Source organism: Leifsonia sp. T36S-04, from assembly GCF_042465655.1.
GTDB lineage: Bacteria > Actinomycetota > Actinomycetes > Actinomycetales > Microbacteriaceae > Leifsonia.
The window spans coordinates 2123988-2143917 of record NZ_CP146286.1 but is presented as its reverse complement, the minus strand read 5'-3'; the positions used below and the strand labels follow the sequence as shown (position 1 = coordinate 2143917).

At 68.1% G+C, this 19930-nt stretch carries 23 protein-coding genes; 19 read left to right on the top strand and 4 right to left on the bottom strand.

What is annotated here, in order from left to right:
* Positions 1–5: 5 nt before the first annotated feature.
* Positions 6–575, top strand: coding sequence for a serine O-acetyltransferase EpsC (gene epsC, locus P3F85_RS10445; protein WP_374007290.1), 570 nt, complete (start codon positions 6–8; stop codon positions 573–575).
* A gap of 109 nt (positions 576–684) precedes the next feature.
* On the opposite strand, the gene P3F85_RS10440 is transcribed toward epsC, so the two are convergent.
* Positions 685–1614, bottom strand: coding sequence for a TetR/AcrR family transcriptional regulator (locus P3F85_RS10440; protein WP_374007288.1), 930 nt, complete (start codon positions 1612–1614; stop codon positions 685–687).
* Positions 1615–1726: 112 nt separating this feature from the next.
* On the opposite strand from P3F85_RS10440, the gene P3F85_RS10435 reads away from it, so the two are divergent.
* Both P3F85_RS10435 and P3F85_RS10430 read left to right on the top strand, forming a co-directional pair.
* A complete protein-coding gene (locus P3F85_RS10435; RefSeq protein WP_374007286.1) occupies positions 1727–2647 on the top strand; it encodes an ATP-binding cassette domain-containing protein in 921 nt (306 codons plus the stop codon).
* A complete protein-coding gene (locus tag P3F85_RS10430; protein WP_374007284.1) occupies positions 2644–3456 on the top strand; it encodes an ABC transporter permease in 813 nt (270 codons plus the stop codon). The genes P3F85_RS10435 and P3F85_RS10430 overlap by 4 nt, the downstream gene beginning before the upstream one ends.
* Positions 3457–3538: 82 nt before the next feature.
* Here P3F85_RS10430 and P3F85_RS10425 read toward each other — a convergent pair whose 3' ends face one another.
* Positions 3539–4165 carry an HAD family hydrolase gene (locus tag P3F85_RS10425; RefSeq protein ID WP_374007282.1) on the bottom strand — a complete coding sequence of 209 codons (627 nt, stop codon included), beginning with the start codon at positions 4163–4165 and terminating at the stop codon, positions 3539–3541.
* Positions 4166–4225: 60 nt separating this feature from the next.
* Between P3F85_RS10425 and P3F85_RS10420 the strand changes: the two genes are divergently transcribed.
* From P3F85_RS10420 to P3F85_RS10360, 13 genes are all read left to right on the top strand, one after another.
* Positions 4226–4921, top strand: coding sequence for an L-threonylcarbamoyladenylate synthase (locus P3F85_RS10420; protein WP_374007280.1), 696 nt, complete (start codon positions 4226–4228; stop codon positions 4919–4921).
* 3 nt (positions 4922–4924) lie between these two features.
* Positions 4925–6169: an MraY family glycosyltransferase gene (locus P3F85_RS10415; RefSeq protein ID WP_374007278.1), complete on the top strand. Its 1245-nt coding sequence runs from the start codon at positions 4925–4927 to the stop codon at positions 6167–6169.
* Positions 6166–6648 carry a hypothetical protein gene (locus tag P3F85_RS10410; RefSeq protein WP_374007276.1) on the top strand — a complete coding sequence of 161 codons (483 nt, stop codon included), beginning with the start codon at positions 6166–6168 and terminating at the stop codon, positions 6646–6648. Before P3F85_RS10415 ends, P3F85_RS10410 begins: the two co-directional genes overlap by 4 nt.
* A gap of 174 nt (positions 6649–6822) precedes the next feature.
* A complete protein-coding gene (gene atpB / locus P3F85_RS10405) occupies positions 6823–7620 on the top strand; it encodes a F0F1 ATP synthase subunit A (protein ID WP_374007275.1) in 798 nt (265 codons plus the stop codon).
* Between the two features lie 49 nt (positions 7621–7669).
* Entirely contained in the window at positions 7670–7891 is a 222-nt protein-coding gene (gene atpE / locus P3F85_RS10400) for a F0F1 ATP synthase subunit C (RefSeq protein WP_163290842.1), read from the top strand.
* Positions 7892–7924: 33 nt separating this feature from the next.
* Positions 7925–8485: a F0F1 ATP synthase subunit B gene (locus P3F85_RS10395; RefSeq protein ID WP_374007273.1), complete on the top strand. Its 561-nt coding sequence runs from the start codon at positions 7925–7927 to the stop codon at positions 8483–8485.
* On the top strand, positions 8485–9276 hold the full coding sequence (locus P3F85_RS10390; protein ID WP_374007272.1) for a F0F1 ATP synthase subunit delta: 792 nt from the start codon (positions 8485–8487) through the stop codon (positions 9274–9276). Before P3F85_RS10395 ends, P3F85_RS10390 begins: the two co-directional genes overlap by 1 nt.
* 22 nt (positions 9277–9298) lie before the next feature.
* Positions 9299–10936, top strand: coding sequence for a F0F1 ATP synthase subunit alpha (atpA, locus tag P3F85_RS10385; RefSeq protein ID WP_374007271.1), 1638 nt, complete (start codon positions 9299–9301; stop codon positions 10934–10936).
* 38 nt (positions 10937–10974) lie between these two features.
* The gene (locus tag P3F85_RS10380; protein WP_374007269.1) at positions 10975–11874 is read left to right on the top strand and encodes a F0F1 ATP synthase subunit gamma; all 900 of its coding nucleotides are present in this window, start codon (positions 10975–10977) and stop codon (positions 11872–11874) included.
* 25 nt (positions 11875–11899) lie between these two features.
* Positions 11900–13360 carry a F0F1 ATP synthase subunit beta gene (gene atpD / locus P3F85_RS10375; protein WP_374007268.1) on the top strand — a complete coding sequence of 487 codons (1461 nt, stop codon included), beginning with the start codon at positions 11900–11902 and terminating at the stop codon, positions 13358–13360.
* 1 nt (position 13361) lies between these two features.
* Positions 13362–13622, top strand: coding sequence for a F0F1 ATP synthase subunit epsilon (locus tag P3F85_RS10370; protein ID WP_374007266.1), 261 nt, complete (start codon positions 13362–13364; stop codon positions 13620–13622).
* A 1-nt stretch (position 13623) separates the two neighbouring features.
* A complete protein-coding gene (locus P3F85_RS10365) occupies positions 13624–14184 on the top strand; it encodes an AAA family ATPase (RefSeq protein ID WP_374007264.1) in 561 nt (186 codons plus the stop codon).
* 1 nt (position 14185) lies between these two features.
* A complete protein-coding gene (locus P3F85_RS10360; RefSeq protein ID WP_374007262.1) occupies positions 14186–14995 on the top strand; it encodes a YaaA family protein in 810 nt (269 codons plus the stop codon).
* A 311-nt stretch (positions 14996–15306) separates the two neighbouring features.
* Here P3F85_RS10360 and P3F85_RS10355 read toward each other — a convergent pair whose 3' ends face one another.
* Together P3F85_RS10355 and P3F85_RS10350 are read right to left on the bottom strand one after the other, a co-directional pair.
* Positions 15307–15903, bottom strand: coding sequence for a DNA-3-methyladenine glycosylase I (locus P3F85_RS10355; RefSeq protein WP_374007260.1), 597 nt, complete (start codon positions 15901–15903; stop codon positions 15307–15309).
* Positions 15900–16397, bottom strand: coding sequence for a methylated-DNA--[protein]-cysteine S-methyltransferase (locus P3F85_RS10350; protein ID WP_374007259.1), 498 nt, complete (start codon positions 16395–16397; stop codon positions 15900–15902). The genes P3F85_RS10355 and P3F85_RS10350 overlap by 4 nt, the downstream gene beginning before the upstream one ends.
* A gap of 133 nt (positions 16398–16530) precedes the next feature.
* On the opposite strand from P3F85_RS10350, the gene P3F85_RS10345 reads away from it, so the two are divergent.
* Genes P3F85_RS10345 through P3F85_RS10335 form a run of 3 tightly spaced genes read left to right on the top strand, consistent with a single transcriptional unit; the run spans position 16531 to position 19928 of the window.
* Positions 16531–17499, top strand: a complete 969-nt coding sequence (locus P3F85_RS10345) for an aldo/keto reductase (protein WP_374007257.1) — start codon at positions 16531–16533, stop codon at positions 17497–17499.
* Positions 17500–17544: 45 nt separating this feature from the next.
* Positions 17545–18204 (top strand): TetR/AcrR family transcriptional regulator, encoded by a 660-nt coding sequence (locus tag P3F85_RS10340; RefSeq protein ID WP_374007256.1) that lies wholly within the window; start codon positions 17545–17547, stop codon positions 18202–18204.
* Positions 18195–19928 carry an ABC transporter ATP-binding protein gene (locus tag P3F85_RS10335; RefSeq protein WP_374007255.1) on the top strand — a complete coding sequence of 578 codons (1734 nt, stop codon included), beginning with the start codon at positions 18195–18197 and terminating at the stop codon, positions 19926–19928. Before P3F85_RS10340 ends, P3F85_RS10335 begins: the two co-directional genes overlap by 10 nt.
* The last annotated feature ends 2 nt before the right edge of the window (positions 19929–19930 follow it).

Here is a 19930-nt window from a genome sequence, read left to right as displayed (position 1 = left end):
GCGGGGTGCCGATCTTCGGGGCGCGCGAGGACGTCCGCAACGCACGCCGGCACGACCCGGCCGCGCGCAGCGGGTTCGAGGTCGCCGTCGCCTACTCCGGGCTGCACGCGATCTGGTCGTACCGGGTGGCGCACAGGATGTGGCAGGCCGGCCTGCGCACGCCCGCGCGCATCCTGTCGCAGCTGACGCGGTTCTTCACCGGCATCGAGATCCACCCCGGCGCCCGCATCGGCCGGCGCTTCTTCATCGATCACGGGATGGGCGTGGTGATCGGCGAGACGACGTGGGTCGGCGACGACGTGATGCTGTACCACGGCGTGACGCTGGGCGGGCGGGGGAGCGGCCACGGCAAGCGGCACCCCACGCTCGAGGACGGAGTGGTCGTCGGGGCGGGCGCGAAGGTGCTCGGTGCCATCACCATCGGCGCCCATTCGGTGATCGGAGCGAACGCGGTCGTCACCCGGGACGCCCCGCCCGACTCCCTCCTCGTCGGGGTCCCAGCGCATCCGCGCCCCCGCTCGGGCCACGAGCAGATCGCCGGTGACGACTGGCTCGACCCCGCCATCTACATCTGACCCGAAGCCCGCAGCCGCCGAGCACAGGAAAATTGTTGGCTCAAGCGGCCGAGCGCAACAACTTTCCTGTGCTCGGCGGCTCCGGGCCGGGCCGGGACGGGCGGGATGGTCAGCGGGCGGCTCGTTCGCGGGCGCGGGCGATCGCCTCGCGCTCGCGCTTGCGCGCCTCGCGCAGCTTCGACTCGGCCTCGCGGCGCGCCTTGGCCGCCTCGCGGACGGCCTTGTCCCGGGGCGCGGGATCGGGCTGCTGGGGAGCCGGCGCGGGCAGCGTGCCGCCCTTGGCGGCGACGTAGCGCTCGATCCCGTCCAGGATGCGCTCCAAGCCGAACGCGAAGTCGTCCTGCTCGCCGCCATCCGCGTCCGCGTACGTGCCAGAGGACACCAGCGGCGCCAGGTCGGGGAAGCGTTCCGGCGTGACCAGCTCGGCCAGGGCCGACGTGAATGCGTCCCCGTACGCGGGCGGACCGCCGGCCTGCCGCGACCTGTTGACGTCGCGCTCGACGATTCCCACGGCCCGGGCGTACGACGACAGCAGCAGCGCCGTCGACATCTTCTCCGGATCGGACAGGGGGAGCCCGCGCATCTCGCGGAGCCCCCAGTCGAGGACCGCGAGGTTGTTGGGCATGAGCGGGATACCGCTGATCGGGATGTCGGGGAACCAGGGATGCGCGCGCATCACGTCGATCGTCGCCATCGACCAGCGCCGGAGGCCTGCGCGCCAGTCGTGCTCGCCGTAGCCCGCGCCGGCGAGCTCGTCATCCGGCGGGATGGGCAGCTCGCACACGGCGTCCTGCATGAGGGCGAGCACGTCGTCCTTGCTGGTGACGTAGCGGTACAGCGACATCGTCGTGAAGCCCAGCTCGTTCGCGATGCGGCTCATCGACACCGCGCCCAGGCCCTCTGCGTCCGCGAGGTCGATGGCAGTGTCGATGATGCGTTCCACGCTCAACTCGCGTTTCGGACCGCGCTGCGGGTGCTCGGCCACGCCCCAGCTGAGGGCGACGGCGCGCGGGAGCGCCTCCTCCACGTCTTCCGGCATCTCCGGCGCCTTTCTCGAGCGGGTGTTGACACTCATCCTAGAACTGTGTATCACTTAAACCGTTGTATGCAGCATAAACAGTTTACGTCACACACAGAAGGAGACGGACACCATGACGAGACCAGCGATCCAGGTGACGGGTGTGCGCAAGTCCTTCGGCACGCAGACCGTCCTCGACGGCATCGACCTCCGTGTGGAGGCGGGCAGTGTGTTCGCGCTGCTCGGACCGAACGGAGCGGGCAAGACCACGCTCATCACCATCCTGTCCACGCTGGTGCACCCCGACGAGGGCACCGTCCGCGTGGCCGGCCATGACCTCGCGACCGACCCCGACGGCATCCGGCGCGCGATCAGCGTCACGGGTCAGGCGGCCGCAGTGGATGGCGTGCTGACGGGCGAGGAGAACCTTCGGATGATGGCGCGCCTGTCGGGATTCCCGGCGGCAGCGGCCAGACGCCGGGCGTCCGAACTGATCGACCGGTTCGACCTCACCGAAGCGGCCCGCAAGCGCGTCACCACCTACTCCGGCGGGATGCGCCGGCGCCTCGACCTGGCACTCAGCCTGGTCGCAACCCCGCCCGTCATCTTCCTCGACGAGCCGACCACCGGCCTCGACACGCGCAGTAGGCAGACGCTGTGGGACATCATCCACGACCTCGCGCGCCGGGGGACGACCATCCTCCTCACGACCCAGTACCTGGAGGAGGCAGACCAGCTCGCCGACCGCGTCGCCGTCCTCGACCGCGGCGTCATCGTCGCAGAGGGCACGGCCGCCGAACTCAAGGCCCAGGTCGGGGGAGAGGTCGTCGAACTCCGCGACGCGCGCGGCGAGATCGTCCGGGAACTTCCGACCGACGGCAGCGTCGGCGCGCTCCGCGCTGCGATCGGGGAGCTGGACGCGCTCGGCCTGACCGACGGCTCCATCGGCATCCGCAAGCCGTCGCTCGACGACGCTTTCCTGGCACTGACCGGGCAATCGTCCGCCACCGCATCCACCCCCGCCCCGGAAACCGAGAAGGAGGCTGTCCGATGACCGCCGTGAATGTCCCGACCGGCGCCATGCCGACCCGTCCCGAGCGCTCCGTCACTCCGCTGGCCAGCGCGCGCGTCTTCGTCGGCCGCAGCATCCGTCACTCCCTGCGGGACGTCGAGGCGCTCACGATGGCCGTCGTCCTGCCCGTGATGCTCATGCTCCTGTTCACCTTCGTGTTCGGGGGAGCGCTGGACGCCGAGGGCGGCTACGTGCAGTACGTCGTGCCCGGCATCATCCTCCTGTGCGCTGGTTTCGGCGCATCCAGTACCGCGGTGGACGTGGCCCGCGACATGAGCGACGGCATCGTGGACCGCTTCCGCACGATGCCGCTCCGCTCGCGCGGGGTCATCACCGGCCACGTCGTCGCCAGCCTGCTGCGCAACCTCCTCGCCACCGGCGTCGTGATCGGCGTCGCCCTGCTCGTCGGGTTCCGCCCGACCGCCGACCTGCTGCAGTGGATGGGCGCGCTCGGTGTCGTCGCGCTGTTCATCCTCGCGATCACCTGGTTGTATGCGGGGATCGGGCTCGCGGCGAAGAGTCCGACGGCGGCGAGCGGCTACGGCTTCGCGCTGCTGTTCCTGCCGTACCTGTCCAGCGCGTTCGTTCCGACGGACACCATGCCGTCCTGGCTGCAGTGGGTGGCCGAGAACCAGCCGATCACGCCGATCATCGAGACCATCCGCGCCTTCCTGTTCGGCCGCGATCCCGGCGCCGACCTGTGGTGGGCGCTCGGCTGGTGCGCGCTGATCATCGCCGCCGCGTACGTCTGGGCGGCCTGGCTCTTCAACCGCTCCGCCGCCCGCCGCTGACCCCTGTCCCCATCATCGGTTCCTCGATTAATCCGGCTTTCGACGGCGCGTCGGCGGATTAAGTGAGGAACCGATGGTGGGGTCAGCGGGCGGCGAAGGCGTGGAGGGCGTCGACCATGGCGTCGGTGTCGAAGGTGCCGTCGGGGCGCTTCGTGAAGTGGTGGGCGTGCATGCCGGCGTCGCGGGCGCCCTCCACATTCGGGAGGGAGTCGTCGAACAGGATCGCGTCCTCGGGCTTCACGCCGAACCGCCCGAGTGCCCGCGTGTAGATGCGGCGCTCGGGCTTCCGGGCGCCGAGCACCGCCGACACGAGGTCGTTGCCGCCGAGCACGTCGACGATCTCGGGCGTCAGCACCGGCAACGAATCCTTGAACGGGATGGGGTTGTTCGAGAGCAGGGACACCGTCCCGAGCGTCGCCGCCTCGTGCAGCGCCGCGATGGCACCGGGGATGGGCGTCATGGCGGCTTTGCGGGCCTCCTGCCACTGGGCGAGAGTCAGCCGGGCGTGGGTCACCTCGGCGAACGCGGCCAGGTACTCCTCGCTGGTGGAGTACTCGCCGATCTCGGCCGCACGCTCGAATCCGCCCGCCCACCACGTCGAGGCGAGCCGGTACTGGCTCACGCCCCCCAGCTCCGCGAGCTTGGGCAGCCGCTTGTGGAAGTCGTAGTCGTAGAGCGTCTTGTCGCAGTCGAAGAAGTAGACATCCATCGACTCCAGTATCGTCCTCCCAGTCTGGGCATCCGCTCCCCGGCTATCATTGAGCCCGTCATGGCAACCATCTACGACTGCTCGGTCGACTCCGAGCTGCTCACCGGCATGCGTCTCGCCCGGGCGGCGATCGGTCGCGGCGAACTCGTCGTCATCCCCACCGACACCGTCTACGGGGTCGCGGCCGACGCCTTCAGCCCCGCGGCGGTGCAGCGCCTCCTCGACGCGAAGGGACGCGGCCGCCAGTCGCCGCCGCCCGTGCTCGTCCCCGGCATCCCGACCCTGGCCGCGCTCGCCGAGACCGTGCCGGACGAAGTGGATGCCCTCGTCAGGGCGTTCTGGCCGGGTGGCCTGACCGTCGTGCTCCCGGCCTCGCCGTCGCTGGTGTGGGACCTGGGGGAGACCAAGGGGACCGTCGCCCTCCGCATGCCGAAGGACACGATCGCGCTCGAGCTCCTGTCGGAGACCGGGCCGCTCGCGGTGTCGTCTGCGAACCTGACCGGCCGCCCCGCAGCCCGCACCGCAGCCGAAGCAGAGGCGATGCTCGGCGATTCGATCTCCGTCTACCTCGACGGGGGAGAGGCAGGTGCTGCCTACGAGCGCGTCGAGGGCAAGGACTCCTCGTCGACGATCGTCGACGCGACCGCGCTCGCCGCGGGAGCGGGTGGCCTGCGCATCCTGCGCCAGGGCGTCATCTCGTTCGAGCAGCTGCGGGAGGTCGTCGGCGACGCCCTCGCCGTCCCCTCGGACGCCTGAGCCGTGACCCTCCTCCTCGCCCTCGCCCTGATCTCGGCGGTCATCACCTTCGGGATGTCCTTCGTCGTCTACAAGCTCGCGATGCGCTACCGGCTTTACCCGAAGATCCGGGCACGCGACGTGCACACCCGGCCGACTCCTCGGCTCGGCGGCGTGGCGATGTTCCTCGGGATACTGGTCGCCTTCGGCGTCTCATGGCTGCTGTCGAGCCAGTTCGGCGTCCTGGGCCTCATCTTCTCGGATCAGGGGCCGATCCTCGCCATCCTGGGCGCATCCCTTCTCATCGTCGTGATCGGCGTGGCCGACGACATCTGGGACCTCGACTGGATGACGAAGCTCGCCGGGCAGTTCGTCGCCGCGGGACTCGTCGCCTGGCTCGGCGTGCAGATCTACTCGCTCCCGATCGGCGGCCTGACCGTGGGATCGCCGGTGATGTCGATCGTCATCACGCTGTTCGCGATCGTGCTGGTCATGAACGCCATCAACTTCATCGACGGGCTGGATGGCCTGGTCGCCGGAGTCGCCCTGATCGCCAACGGCACGTTCCTCGTCTACACCTACCTGCTGCAGCGCGAGATCAGCCCGCAGAACTACTTCAGCCTGGCCGGCGTGATCGCGGCCATCCTGGTCGGTGCGTGCGCGGGGTTCCTGCCGCTCAACTGGCACCCGGCGAAGATGTTCATGGGTGATGCCGGCGCGCTCCTGATCGGGCTGCTCATGGCCACGTCGGCCATCTCGGTGACGGGCACGATCAACCCGGAGGCGCTGCAGACGCTCGGCAAGTCGTCGCTGGTGCCCGCGTTCATCCCCGTCATCCTGCCGTTCGCCGTGCTCGTCGTGCCGCTGCTCGACTTCGGGCTGGCGGTCATCCGGCGCCTGCGTGCCGGCAAGTCGCCGTTCAGCGCCGACCGCAAGCACCTGCACCACCGGCTGCTCGACATGGGGCACACGCACCTGCACGCCGTCCTCATCTTCTACGCGTGGACGGCCGTGCTCTCGATCGGCTGCCTGCTGTTCTTCTTCGACCCGTACTGGATGGCGATCGTGTTCGTCGCCATCGGCCTGGTCGTCTGCACCGCCTTCACCCTCGCGCCGCTCAGCCGCCGGAAGGCGAACGAGGCCGTCGCCGAGCTCGCCCCCGCGGGCAGCCGTGAGGCCGCCGAGACCGCTCGCTTCGACCAGCTCGATGTCGCCAGCGAGCGCGATACGACCACCACCACCCCCGCCCTCACCGAGGAGTCCCGATGACAGACCAGCACGGCACCGGCCCCGGGCGGCCCGTCGCCCAACCGACCTCGAACCCGGTCCTCCGCGACGTCCTGAAGTACGGGCTCATCCTGGCCGGGGCCATCGCGATCGTCGGCATGCTGCTCGGCGGACTGTTCGCGGGATGGATCGGCGTCACCAGCGCTCTGATCGGCACGGCCATGGCCGCGGTCTTCCTCTCGATCACCGCGCTCAGCATCCTGATCGCCAACCGCTTCATCGGCTCCGACCTCTTCGTCGGCCTGTTCTTCGGCATCGTGCTGGGCGGCTGGATCGTCAAGTTCGCGCTGTTCCTGGTGCTCGCGGTCGTGCTGCGCAGCCAGCCCTGGATCAACCCGACGGTGCTCTTCCTCAGCCTCATCGCGGGGGTGATCGGGTCGCTGGTGGTCGACATGATCGTCATCTTCCGGTCGCGCATGCCCTATGCCAGTGACGTCACCCTTCCGGGTGGGAAGCGCTGACCCGTATCCAATTCGTTATGGGCTGAAAACTCTTGTAGAGTTGTGAGCGATCCCCCACCCGTTCGTGCCCACCACCCGTGACGTGCGAGAAGTCCAGGGTGCCCCACCGTTCGTCGTCGCGAGAGCCATGAGCTCGACGCCCCGAAACAGGAGATAGCGCTGTTAGCTAACGCTGTGAACCTGCTGGTCCAGGCCGCAAGCTCCGATGATGGAAGCTTCCATGGCCCCTCGATCAACGAGTTCTTCCCCCCGACCCTGTTCACCATCGGTGGCCTCGAGTTCAACCGAATCTTCTTCATCCGGCTGTTCGCCACCCTCGTTCTGCTCCTCGTGTTCTGGTTCGGCACGCGTCGCATGAAGCTCATCCCCGGGCGCTTCCAGTCGGTCGTCGAGATGGGCCTTGACTTCGTCCGGGTGAACATCGCAGAAGACCTGCTGGGCCGCAAGGACGGCCGTCGCTGGCTTCCCCTGCTCACCACCATCTTCTTCATGGCGCTGTTCTTCAACCTGACGGGCATCATCCCGTTCCTGAACATCGCGGGCACCTCGGTGATCGGCGTTCCGCTCGTGCTGGCTGTCTCCGCGTACTTCGCGTTCATCTACGCCGGCATCAAGAAGAGCCCCAAGAACTTCTTCCGCAACGCACTCTTCCCGCCCGGCGTGCCGTGGTTCCTCTACATCCTGGTGACTCCGATCGAGTTCATCTCGACGTTCATCCTGCGGCCGATCACGCTGACGCTCCGACTTCTGATGAACATGGTCGTCGGGCACCTGCTCCTCGTCCTGTTCTTCACGGCGACGTCCTTCTTCATCTTCACCGCGGGCAGCTGGTGGTCGCTCTTCGGCGCGGTCACGTTCGCCTTCGGCTTCGCCTTCACCCTGTTCGAAATCCTGGTAGCACTCCTCCAGGCCTACGTCTTCGCACTGCTCACCGCTGTCTACATCCAGCTCGCAGTCGCCGAGGAACACTAAGAACGATCCGCGCACCCGCACGGATCGCCATCACGGAAGGAAACACACAGTGGACATCGCTGCAATCTCCGGCAACATCGCCACCGTCGGTTACGGTCTCGCCGCCATCGGCCCGGCGATCGGCGTCGGTATCGTCGTCGGCAAGACCATCGAGGGCGTCGCCCGTCAGCCCGAGCTGGCCGGCCGTCTCCAGGTCCTGATGTACATCGGTATCGCGTTCACCGAGGCGCTCGCGTTCATCGGTATCGCCGTCGGCTTCATCTTCGTCTAGTCCCTCTTTATCTCACTTCAATAAGGAGGAACCATGCTGAACAGTATGGTCATCGCCGCGGCGGAGGAGCAGTCACACAACCCGATCATCCCCGAGTGGCCGGATGTCATCGGTGCGCTGATCTGCTTCATCATCATCCTGTTCTTCTTCTGGAGGCTCGTGCTTCCGCGGATGAAGAAGCTGCTCGACGAGCGTGCAGAGGCGATCGAGGGCAACATCGAGAAGGCCGACGAGGCCCAGCGCAAGGCTGAGGCCCTGCTCGAGGAGTACACCGCCCAGCTCGCCGAAGCGCGCGCCGAGGCCGGCAAGATCCGCGAGACCGCTCGTGCCGACGGTCAGAAGATCGTCGCGGAGGCCCGCGAGGCCGCTGCGGCCGAAGCTGCCCGTGTCACCGCACAGGCCCAGGCGCAGCTCGAGGCGGAGCGCCAGACGGCGCTCGTCCAGCTGCGCAGCGAGGTCGGCTCGCTCGCGATCGACCTCGCGTCGACCGTCGTGCGCGAAGCCCTCGACGAGGACAAGCGTGCCCAGGCGATCGTCGACCGCTTCCTTGCGGACCTCGAGGCCGAAGAGCAGAAGGCAGGATCGGGCAACTGATGGGAAGCGCCACCAGAGAAGCATTGGCCCGGTCCGTGTCGGCACTCGCCGACCAGGGATCCAAGGCCGATCTGGCGACGGCCGAGGACCTGTTCGCCGCAGGACGAGTCGTCGCCGACTCCGCCCAGCTCCGAGCCGTCCTCGGCGACCCCACGGTCGCAGCGGAGGCGAAGGCCGCCCTCGTGAAGCGCATCTTCGGATCGCTCTCGGAGCCGGCCGTCGCTCTCCTCGACGTCATCGCCGTGCAGCGCTGGTCGTCGCACGACGATCTGCTTGCCGCGATCGAAGAGCTGGGGATCCGCGCGATCGCCTCCTCGACGCCGCGGACCGTGGACATCGTGTCCGAGCTGTTCGTCTTCGGAGGCGCCGTGACCTCCGATGCGCAGCTCGAGCTCGCGTTGCGGAGCAAGCTGGCCTCGAGCGAGTCCAAGGCGGCCCTCGTCGAGCGCCTGCTCGCCGGCCGGGCATCGAAGGAGACGGTCGCCATCGTGCGGCAGCTCGTCCAGCAGCCGCGCGGCCGCAGCATCCGCGAGTCCCTGCGCGCAGCCGCGCGCATCGTGGCGGCCCAGCACGACCAGAAGATCGCGACGGTCTACGCCGCGACCCCGCTGCCCGACGCACAGGCCGAGCGCCTGCGCTCGGTGCTCAGCGCCACTTACGGCGACCTCAGGATCAACCAGGTCGTCGACCCCTCGATCATCGGTGGATTGCGCGTACAGATCGGTGACGACGTCATCGATGGAAGCATCGCTTCGCGCCTGACCGAACTCCGGCTTCAGCTGGCGGGCTGACCGCCTCAAGATAGGAATCACAATGGCAGATATTCAGATCAGCCCCGACGAGATCCGCGACGCGCTCAAGGATTTCGTCACCAACTACGAGCCGACCACCGCGGGGGCGACCGAGATCGGACACGTCCTGGACGCCTCCGACGGCATCGCGCACGTCGAGGGCCTCCCGAGCGTGATGGCCAACGAGCTCATCCGCTTCGCCGACGGTACCCTGGGCCTCGCCCAGAATCTCGACGAGAACGAGATCGGCGTCGTCGTGCTCGGCGAGTTCGACCACATCGTCGAGGGCATGGAGGTGACCCGCACCGGCGAGGTCCTCTCGGTCCCCGTCGGCGACGGCTACCTCGGCCGCGTCGTCGACCCGCTCGGCAACCCGATCGATGGTCTCGGCGAGATCGCCAGCGAGGGCCGCCGCGAGCTCGAGCTCCAGGCACCCGGTGTCATGCAGCGCAAGTCGGTGCACGAGCCGCTCCAGACGGGCATCAAGGCGATCGACGCCATGATCCCGGTCGGCCGTGGCCAGCGCCAGCTCATCATCGGCGACCGCCAGACCGGTAAGACGGCCATCGCGATCGACACGATCATCAACCAGAAGGCCAACTGGGAGTCGGGCGACGAGAACAAGCAGGTCCGCTGCATCTACGTCGCGATCGGCCAGAAGGGCTCGACGATCGCCGGCGTGAAGGGCGCGCTCGAGGACGCCGGAGCGATGGAGTACACCACCATCGTCGCGGCCCCCGCCTCCGACCCGGCCGGCTTCAAGTACCTCGCCCCCTACACCGGCTCGGCCATCGGCCAGCACTGGATGTACGGCGGCAAGCACGTCCTCATCGTCTTCGACGACCTGTCGAAGCAGGCCGAGGCGTACCGCGCCGTGTCGCTGCTGCTCCGTCGTCCGCCGGGACGCGAGGCCTACCCGGGCGATGTCTTCTACCTGCACTCCCGCCTGCTGGAGCGTTGCGCCAAGCTCTCCGACGAGCTGGGCGCCGGTTCGATGACCGGTCTGCCGATCATCGAGACGAAGGCGAACGACGTCTCCGCGTACATCCCGACCAACGTGATCTCGATCACCGACGGCCAGATCTTCCTGCAGTCCGACCTCTTCAACGCGAACCAGCGTCCCGCGGTCGACGTCGGTATCTCGGTCTCCCGAGTCGGCGGCGACGCGCAGGTGAAGTCGATCAAGAAGGTCTCCGGCACGCTCAAGCTCGAGCTGGCTCAGTACCGCTCGCTCGAGGCGTTCGCGATGTTCGCGTCCGACCTCGATGCGGCGAGCCGTCGCCAGCTGGCCCGTGGCGCGCGCCTCACCGAGCTGCTCAAGCAGCCGCAGTACTCGCCGTACCCGGTGGAGGAGCAGGTCGTCTCGATCTGGGCCGGCACCAACGGCAAGCTCGACGAGGTCGCCGTGGAGGACGTCCTGCGCTTCGAGAAGGAGCTGCTCGACCACCTGCGCCGCAACACCGACATCCTGACCACCCTGCGCGAGACCAACGTCCTCGACGACGACACGGTCTCGAAGCTCGGCTCTGCGGTGGACGCGTTCAAGCTCGAGTTCCAGACCGGTGAGGGCAAGCCCCTCGCTTCGGTCGGACGCGAGGAGTTCACGCCCATCGACGAGGACGAGGTCGACCAGGAGCGCATCGTCAAGGCCAAGCGCTGAGCGCTGAGCCGACGAGAATAGGTAAGAGGACTTAAGACATGGGAGCACAGCTTCGGGTCTACCGGCAGAAGATCAAGTCTGCCCAGACGACCAAGAAGATCACCCGTGCGATGGAGCTGATCTCCGCCTCCCGCATCCAGAAGGCGCAGGCGCGGGTCGCCGCCAGCTCGCCGTATGCCCGCGCCATCACGCGCGCGGTGTCGGCGGTGGCGACCTACTCGAACGTCGATCACGTGCTGACCACCGAGCCGGAGAAGATCGAGCGCGCCGCGATCGTCATCTTCTCGTCGGACCGCGGTCTGGCAGGTGCGTTCAACACGAACGTGCTGAAGGAGTCCGAGAAGCTCGCCGAACTGCTGCGCAGCCAGGGCAAGGAGGTCGTGTACTTCCTCATCGGCCGTAAGGCACAGGGCTACTTCGGCTTCCGTCGCCGCGCGTTCGAGCGGGTCTGGACCGGCAACACGGATGCCCCGGAGTTCGAGCAGGCGAAGGAGGTCGCGGACGCGATCCTCGAGTCCTTCCTGCGCGACGCATCCGACGGCGGCGTCGACGAGATCCACATCATCTACAACCGCTTCGTCAGCATGCTGACCCAGGAGCCGCAGGTCATCCGCCTGCTGCCCCTGGAGGTCGTCGAAGGCGTGGAGGAGCCGGACCGCACGCAGGTCCTGCCGCTGTACGAGTTCGAGCCGGATGTAGGGACCGTGCTCGACTCGCTGCTGCCCGTCTACATCGAGAGCCGCATCTTCAACGCGATGCTGCAGTCGGCCGCCTCCAAGCACGCGGCGACGCAGAAGGCGATGAAGGCCGCGAGCGACAACGCCGACAAGCTCATCACCGACTACACGCGTCTCGCGAACAACGCCCGCCAGGCGGAGATCACCCAGCAGATCTCCGAGATCGTCGGCGGCGCGGACGCGCTGAGCTCGGCCAAGTAAAACGTCTACGAGAGAGATAACGAACATGACTACCGCTACCGCCGAAGCCCAGGCTTCGACCGCGCAGCCGGGCGTCGGGCGCATCGCGCGCGTCACGGGCCCGGTTGTCGACATCGAGTTCCCGCACGACGCGATCCCCGGCATCTACAACGCGCTCAAGACCACGATCACGATCGGCGAGCAGTCGACCGAGATCACGCTCGAGGTCGCTCAGCACCTCGGCGACGACCTGGTCCGTGCCATCGCGCTGAAGCCGACCGACGGCCTGGTCCGCGGCGGCGAGGTGCGCGACACCGGCGCCCCGATCTCCGTCCCCGTCGGTGATGTCACCAAGGGCAAGGTCTTCAACGTCACCGGCGACATCCTCAACGGCGAGCCGGGCGAGACGGTGGAGATCACCGAGCGCTGGCCGATCCACCGCAACCCGCCGGCGTTCGACCAGCTGGAGTCGAAGACCCAGCTCTTCGAGACCGGCATCAAGGTCATCGACCTGCTGACCCCGTACGTGCAGGGTGGCAAGATCGGCCTGTTCGGCGGCGCGGGCGTGGGCAAGACCGTCCTCATCCAGGAGATGATCCAGCGCGTCGCGCAGGACCACGGTGGTGTGTCGGTGTTCGCCGGTGTCGGCGAGCGCACCCGTGAGGGCAACGACCTCATCCACGAGATGGAGGAGGCGGGCGTCTTCGACAAGACCGCGCTCGTCTTCGGCCAGATGGACGAGCCGCCGGGAACGCGTCTCCGCGTCGCGCTGTCCGCGCTGACGATGGCGGAGTACTTCCGCGACGTTCAGAAGCAGGACGTGCTGCTCTTCATCGACAACATCTTCCGCTTCACGCAGGCCGGTTCCGAGGTCTCCACGCTGCTGGGCCGCATGCCCTCCGCCGTGGGTTACCAGCCGAACCTCGCCGACGAGATGGGTGTGCTCCAGGAGCGCATCACCTCGACCCGCGGTCACTCGATCACGTCCCTCCAGGCGATCTACGTGCCGGCCGACGACTACACCGACCCGGCGCCGGCGACCACGTTCGCCCACCTCGACGCCACGACCGAGCTCTCCCGTGAGATCGCGTCGAAGGGCCTGTACCCGGCTGTCGACCCGCTGACCTCGACCTCGCGCATCCTCGACCCCCGCTACCTGGGCGCCGACCACTACCGCGTGGCCACCACGGTCAAGCAGATCCTCCAGAAGAACAAGGAGCTGCAGGAGATCATCGCCATCCTCGGTGTCGACGAGCTCTCCGAAGAGGACAAGATCACGGTGTCGCGTGCGCGCCGCATCCAGCAGTTCCTCTCGCAGAACACCTACATGGCGAAGAAGTTCACCGGTGTCGAGGGTTCGACGGTTCCGCTGAAGGAGACGATCGAGTCGTTCGACGCCATCGCCAAGGGCGAGTTCGACCACGTCGCCGAGCAGGCGTTCTTCAACGTCGGAGCCATCTCCGACGTGGAAGAGAAGTGGGCGCAGATCCAGAAGGAGAACGGCTGACATGGCTGTCCTCACCGTGAGCGTCGTCGCCGCCGACCACGAAGTCTGGTCGGGTGAGGCGAGCATGGTCGTCGCGCGCACCGTGGAGGGGCAGATCGGTATCCTGCCCGGCCACGAGCCGCTTCTCGCCATCCTCGCGCAGGGCGAAGTTCGCGTGACCCTGAACGGTGGGGAGTCGATCTCGGCACAGGCCGATGACGGCTTCCTCTCCGTCGAGAACAACACGGTCACCATCGTTGCCCGCCAGGCCGAACTGGTCTGACATGCCTGAGAACACGGGAGCCCCGCTGGAGCGCCATTTCGGAGACGTCCGCGTCCCGATGCTGGTCGCGATGGCGGGGCTTCCCGGTTCCGGGAAGTCCACGCTCGCGGAGATCCTCGCCGGGCGCCTGGGCGCGACGGTGATCTCGGTGGACCCGATCGAGGCCGCGGTACTCCGTGCCGGGATCGATTCCGACCAGCCGACGGGTCTCGCGGCTTATCTGGTCGCAGAGACCATGGCCGAGCAGGTCCTGCTCTCCGGCCATTCCGTCGTCGTGGACGCCGTCAACGCGGTCGAGCCGGCGCGCTTGCAGTGGCGCGATCTGGCGGAGCGCTGCGACGTCAAGCTCCGGGTCATCGAGACCGTGTGCTCCGATCCTGCGCTCCACGAGGAGCGCCTGTCGAAACGGTCCGGCCTGGTCGCCGCATACGCGGTGGAGCAGAGCGTCGACGAGTACGACGAGTGGAAGGGCGCCTGCGGCTCGCTTCCGCGCGTCACGCTCGACACCGCAGCCCCCCTGGGCTCGAACGTCGACACGGCACTGGACTTCGTGGGGAACTAGCGTGCTCATCCTGCTCCCGCCCTCGGAGACGAAGCGGGACGGGGGAGCGGGGTCGCCGCTCGCGCTGGACCGCCTCCGGTTCCCGTCGCTGCACGCCGTCCGGCGTGAGGTCGTGGATGCCGTCGTGTCGCTGTCCGCCGATCATGACGCGTCCGTCCGGGCGCTGGGGCTCGGCCCGAAGCAGGCCGGCGAGGTGGAACGGAACCGGGCGATCCCCTCCGCCCCCACCATGCGTGCGCTCGAGCGGTACACCGGAGTGTTGTACGACGCCCTCGATGCGGAATCGCTCGGGGAGTCCGCGTGGGCGGTCGCCGGTGAGACGGTGGCGGTGCAGTCGGCCCTGCTCGGTCTCGTCGGCGCCGCGGACCTCGTTCCGGCGTACCGGCTGTCGTTCGACTCCCGTCTGTCGCCGAAGCGGGGGACTCCCTCGCTCAAGAAGCGCTGGGCCGCCGCAGGGGCCTCCGCCTTGGCTGCGCGCGACGACCTGCTGCTCGACCTGCGGTCGGAGGGGTACGCCGCCCTCGCGCCGCTGCCCGACCGTGACGGCGCCCACTATGTCCGGGTGCTCGCCCGGGATGCCGGCGGCCACGTCCGCGCCCTCAATCACTTCAACAAGCAGGCGAAAGGCCTGCTGACACGGGCGCTCCTCGAGGCGGGAGCGTCGTTCGGCTCGACAGCGGAGCTGCTGGCGTGGGCGCGTGACGAGGGCTACGAGCTTCGTCCCGCCGGGGACGGATCCCGCGCGCTCGAGCTGATCGTCCCCGAGGTGCGAGGCGCTCCCGGGCGGCTGATGGCGGCCCTTCGGGCCTGATACATCGGCGCGCGACTCACCGCCAACTCTCAGTGGTGCGGTCCTGCAAAATGAGATAAGCTCACGAACAAGAGAGAGGATCACTGATCCGAGGCGAGGGCGCACGCAGTGCGATCCTTCGTCCTCAACAAGTCGGGCCGATGTGCAGGGGCCGGCGCTTCATCCCCAAGCGCCGTTTCCATGTCGGAGTGTGAGGCACCAAGAATCCGCCTGCGGTCGGGCACGTGCGGCATTTTTCCTCACCAGCGAGAATCCGGCGTCGGAGTCCTCCGCCGTCGGCCCGACTCTCTCGGTAACACGCCAGGCGGCGATCAGGCGCGGAAGCAGCCTTCGAAGTGGTCGTCGACCATCCCCGTCGCCTGCATCAACGCGTACATCGTGGTCGGTCCGACGAAACGGAACCCCCGCCGTCGCAGTTCTTTGCTGAGGGCGGTCGATTCGGCGGTGACCGCCGGAATCTCACCCCAGGCCCGTGGCCGCTTGGCCGCGGGCGCCGGGGCGAAACTCCACATCAATTCCTCGAGAGGGACGTCGAGCGCGAGCGTCGCCCGTGCGTTCGAGATGGTGGCCTCGATCTTGCCGCGGTGACGGATGATGCGGGCGTCCTGCAGCAGTCGCTCGACGTCCGCCTCGGTCATCGCCGCGACGAGTGACGGCTCGAACCCGTGGAACACCTCGCGGAGCGCCGGGCGCCGGCGCAGGATCGTGATCCACGCGAGACCCGCCTGGAAGCCCTCGAGGCAGAGCTTTTCGTACAGCGCCCGAGGGTCGTGCTGCGGGACTCCCCACTCCTCGTCGTGGTAGCGCCGGTATTCCGGGTCGCTTGCCGACCAGGAGCAGCGGGGAATCCCATCGTCGCCGACGATGACGGCGGCGCGCATGTCCGGTGTTTCAGGCGTCGCGCTCATGCGGCCAGCAGGATCCCTTCGTGCTCCAGCAGCCACAGCTTGGTCGGGATGCCGTCCCCGCCGCTGTACCCGGTCACGCGCCCACTGGAGGACAGCACGCGGTGGCACCCGACGATGATCGGAACCGGGTTGGCGCCGACGGCGCCGCCGATCGCCCGCCCGTAGCCGACGTGACCGAGCGAGGCGCCGAGCTCGCCGTATGAGACGAACGTGCCGAATTCGAGGGCGGCCAGTCGCTCCCACACGGCCTGCCGGAATGGAGTGCCCTGCAGGCGCACCGGGATCTCGAACGAGCGCCGGGAGCCCGCGAAATACTCGTCGAGCTGGGCCGCAGCGTCATCGAGGACCGGCGTGCTGCGCTCAGGATGCTCGTCGAGCGGGAGGTGACCCGCGCGCTCGATCGAGAGCGACGTGACGGCGGTGCCGTCACTGGTCAACTCGAGCCGCCCGATGGGGCTCGTGGTGCGAAGGAGATAGGCGAAAGAACTGCTCATGGGTCGACTCTAGAGCGCGCCGCCGACGGGCACTCGCGGGAATCAGACATCGGGGAGAACTCGCCGCGGGGGCTGCCTGTGGACAGGTCTACCGAGGCGTCCGGCGTCGGACCCGGTGCCTAGACTCGTAGGCATGGCGAACATCGAATACCGCACCCTCGGCCGCTCCGGACTCGTCGTCTCGACGGTCGGTCTCGGCTGCAACAACTTCGGACGGAAGGACACCGCGACCGAGACCCAGGAGGGGACCGACGCGGTGATCGGAGCCGCGATCGACGCCGGCGTGACTCTGTTCGACACCGCCGACATCTACGGCAAGGAGCGCGGGCTCTCCGAGACGCTGATGGGGAACGCGCTCGAAGGCAAGCGCGACCGGATCGTGCTCGCCACCAAGTTCGGGATGGACATGGCCGGCGTCAATGGTCCGGACTGGGGAGTGCGCGCATCCCGGCGCTACATCCGGCTGGCCGTGGAGAGCTCGCTACGCCGCCTCCGGACCGACTGGATCGACCTCTATCAGCTGCACCAGCCCGACGCGGTCACGCCGATCGAGGAGACCCTCGAGACGCTCGACGACCTCATCGCGGAGGGCAAGATCCGCTACATCGGCCACTCCAACCTGACCGGCTGGCAGATCGCCGAGGCGGAGTTCACGGCCGAGCTGCACGGTCACCCGAAGTTCATCTCCGCCCAGAACGAGTACAGCCTCCTGGCGCGCGACGCCGAGCGGGAGGTCATGCCCGCCGCGAACCGCTACGGACTCGGCTTCCTGCCGTACTTCCCGCTCTACAACGGCCTGTTCACGGGCAAGTTCAGCCGCGAGGGCGGCCCGGCCGACAGCCGCATCATGACCCTGCGCAAGCACCTGCTCGACAACGCGCCGTGGGACCGCATCGACCGATTCCAGGCCTTCTGCGACGAACGCGGCGTCACCATGCTGCAGGCGACATTCGCGTGGCTGCTCGCGCAGCCCGGTCTGACCAGCGTGATCGCGGGTGCCACGAAGCCGGAGCAGATCGTCGCGAACGCCGAGGCTGCAACGGCGTGGACGCCCAGCGCAGAGGATGTCGCAGCCATCTCGGAGATCTTCGCGACCGACTGAAAGATCCACTTGTGAGTGAGCACTCACTCAGCGTAAACTCGCCGCGTGATCGACGACGCCGAAGCACCCCCGCGCACACGCGCCCAGCCGATGTCGGCCGACGACCGCAAGGCGATGATCATCGATGCGGTCATCCCGCTGCTGCTGGAGCACGGCCGCGCCGTCACCTCCCGGCAGATCGCCGACGCCGCGAATATCGCCGAGGGCACGATCTTCCGCGCCTTCGGCGATAAGGAGACGCTGGTCCAGGCGGCCATCGAGAAGTACCTCGACCCGGAGCCGCTGCGTGAGGCCCTGCGGAGCATCGACCCCGCGCTGCCGCTCGAGAACAAGGTGCGCGCCATCCTCTACCTGCTGCGCGAGCGATTCCACAGTGTCATGCGCATCATGGCGGTGACGGGGCCGCAGCGCCCGCCCGTCCCGCAGGAGCGGGGGGAGTTCGCGCGGATCATCGGCCGCATCCTCGAACCCGAGGCGCGCGAGCTGAACTGGCCGCCCGAGCGGGTCGCGCACGTGCTCCGCCTGATCAGCTTCTCGGCGGCGTTCCCCGCGCTCAATGAGGGCATCGAGTTCAGCATCGACGACCTGGCGCGCATGGTGCTGGTCGGCGTCGCCGGCACGTCCCCCCATGTCTCGCGCCCGACCACGTCCGCGACCACAACCGCCCCACATCCCACTTCCGCGACGGAGGCATCATGCTCCTGAGACTTCTCGGCCGGTTCCTCCGGCCGCACTGGCCGCTGCTGATCGGGGTGATCGTCTTCCAGCTCGCCCAATCGCTGCTCTCGCTGTGGCTGCCCACGCTGAATGCGCAGATCACCGACAACGGGATCGCCAAGGGAGACACCGGCTACATCCTGTCGGTCGGCGCCGAGATGCTCGGCGTCACCCTGGTGCAAGTGGCGTGCGCCATCACCGCCGTGTACTTCGGCGCCAAGGTCGCGATGCTCGTGGGCCGCGATCTGCGCGAGGCGATCTTCCGCCGGGTGGGGGAGTTCTCCGAGCGCGAGGTGACCTCCTTCGGCGCGCCGTCGCTCATCACCCGCAACACGAACGACGTCCAGCAGGTGCAGATGCTCGTCATGATGACGTGCACCCTGCTGGTGTCCGCTCCCATCCTCGCGGTGGGCGGGATCGTCCTCGCGATGCAGCAGGACATCGACCTCTCGTGGCTGATCGCGGTCAGCGTCCCGACCCTCCTGGTCGCGGTGAGCATCATCATCGCGCGCATGGTGCCGCTGTTCCGGCGCATGCAGGACAGGATCGACCGCGTCAACCGCGTGCTCCGGGAGCAGCTCAGCGGTATCCGGGTCGTGCGCGCGTTCGTGCGAGAGGACGTCGAGACCACCCGCTTCCGCACGGCGAACGACGAGGTCACGGAGACGGCGCTGAAGGCCGGCCGCCTGTTCGCGCTGATGTTCCCGATCGTGATGCTGGTGCTCAACGTGTCGAGCGTCGCGGTGATCTGGTTCGGCTCGTTCCGCGTTCAGGACGGCTCGCTGCAGGTGGGGACGCTGACGGCGTTCCTGCAGTACCTGATGCAGATCCTGATGGGCGTGATGATGTCGACGATGATGGCCGTCCTCGTTCCGCGCGCCGCCGTCTGCGCTGACCGGATCGGCGAGGTGCTCGGCACCGAGCCGTCGGTGCGCGCATCCGACGACCCCGTCACCGCGGTGACGGCCCGCGGAACGGTCGAATTCGTCGATGTCGGCTTCTCGTATCCGGGCGCGGAGCATCCCGTGCTCACCGACATCACCTTCTCGGCGGAGGCCGGCAAGACCACCGCCGTCATCGGGAGCACGGGCGCAGGCAAGACCACGCTCGTGAACCTCATCCCGCGCCTCTTCGACGCGACGAGCGGCATCGTGCTCGTCGACGGCGTGGATGTGGCCGACCTCGACCCCGAGCTCCTCTGGTCGCGGATCGGGATCGTGCCGCAACGGCCCTACCTCTTCTCGGGAACGGTCGCATCCAACCTCCGCTACGGCAACCCCGACGCGACGGACGACGAGCTCTGGCACGCGCTCGAGGTGGCGCAGGCGTCCGACTTCGTCCGCGAGATGCCGGAGGGCCTGGATGCGCACATCGCGCAGGGCGGGACGAACGTGTCCGGCGGCCAGCGTCAGCGCCTCGCGATCGCCCGGGCGCTGGTGCGGAAGCCGGAGATCTACGTCTTCGACGACTCGTTCTCGGCCCTCGACACCGCGACCGACGCGCGGCTGCGCGCCGCGCTCGCACGGGACGTGGCCGACGCGACGATGATCGTCGTCGCCCAGCGTGTGTCCACCATCGTGGATGCCGACCAGATCATCGTCCTCGACGACGGCCGCGTGGTGGGCCGAGGCACGCACGACGAACTCGTGGAGAGCAACCCGACGTACGCGGAGATCGTGTCGTCGCAGCTCGCCGCCCAGGATGCAGCGTAAGG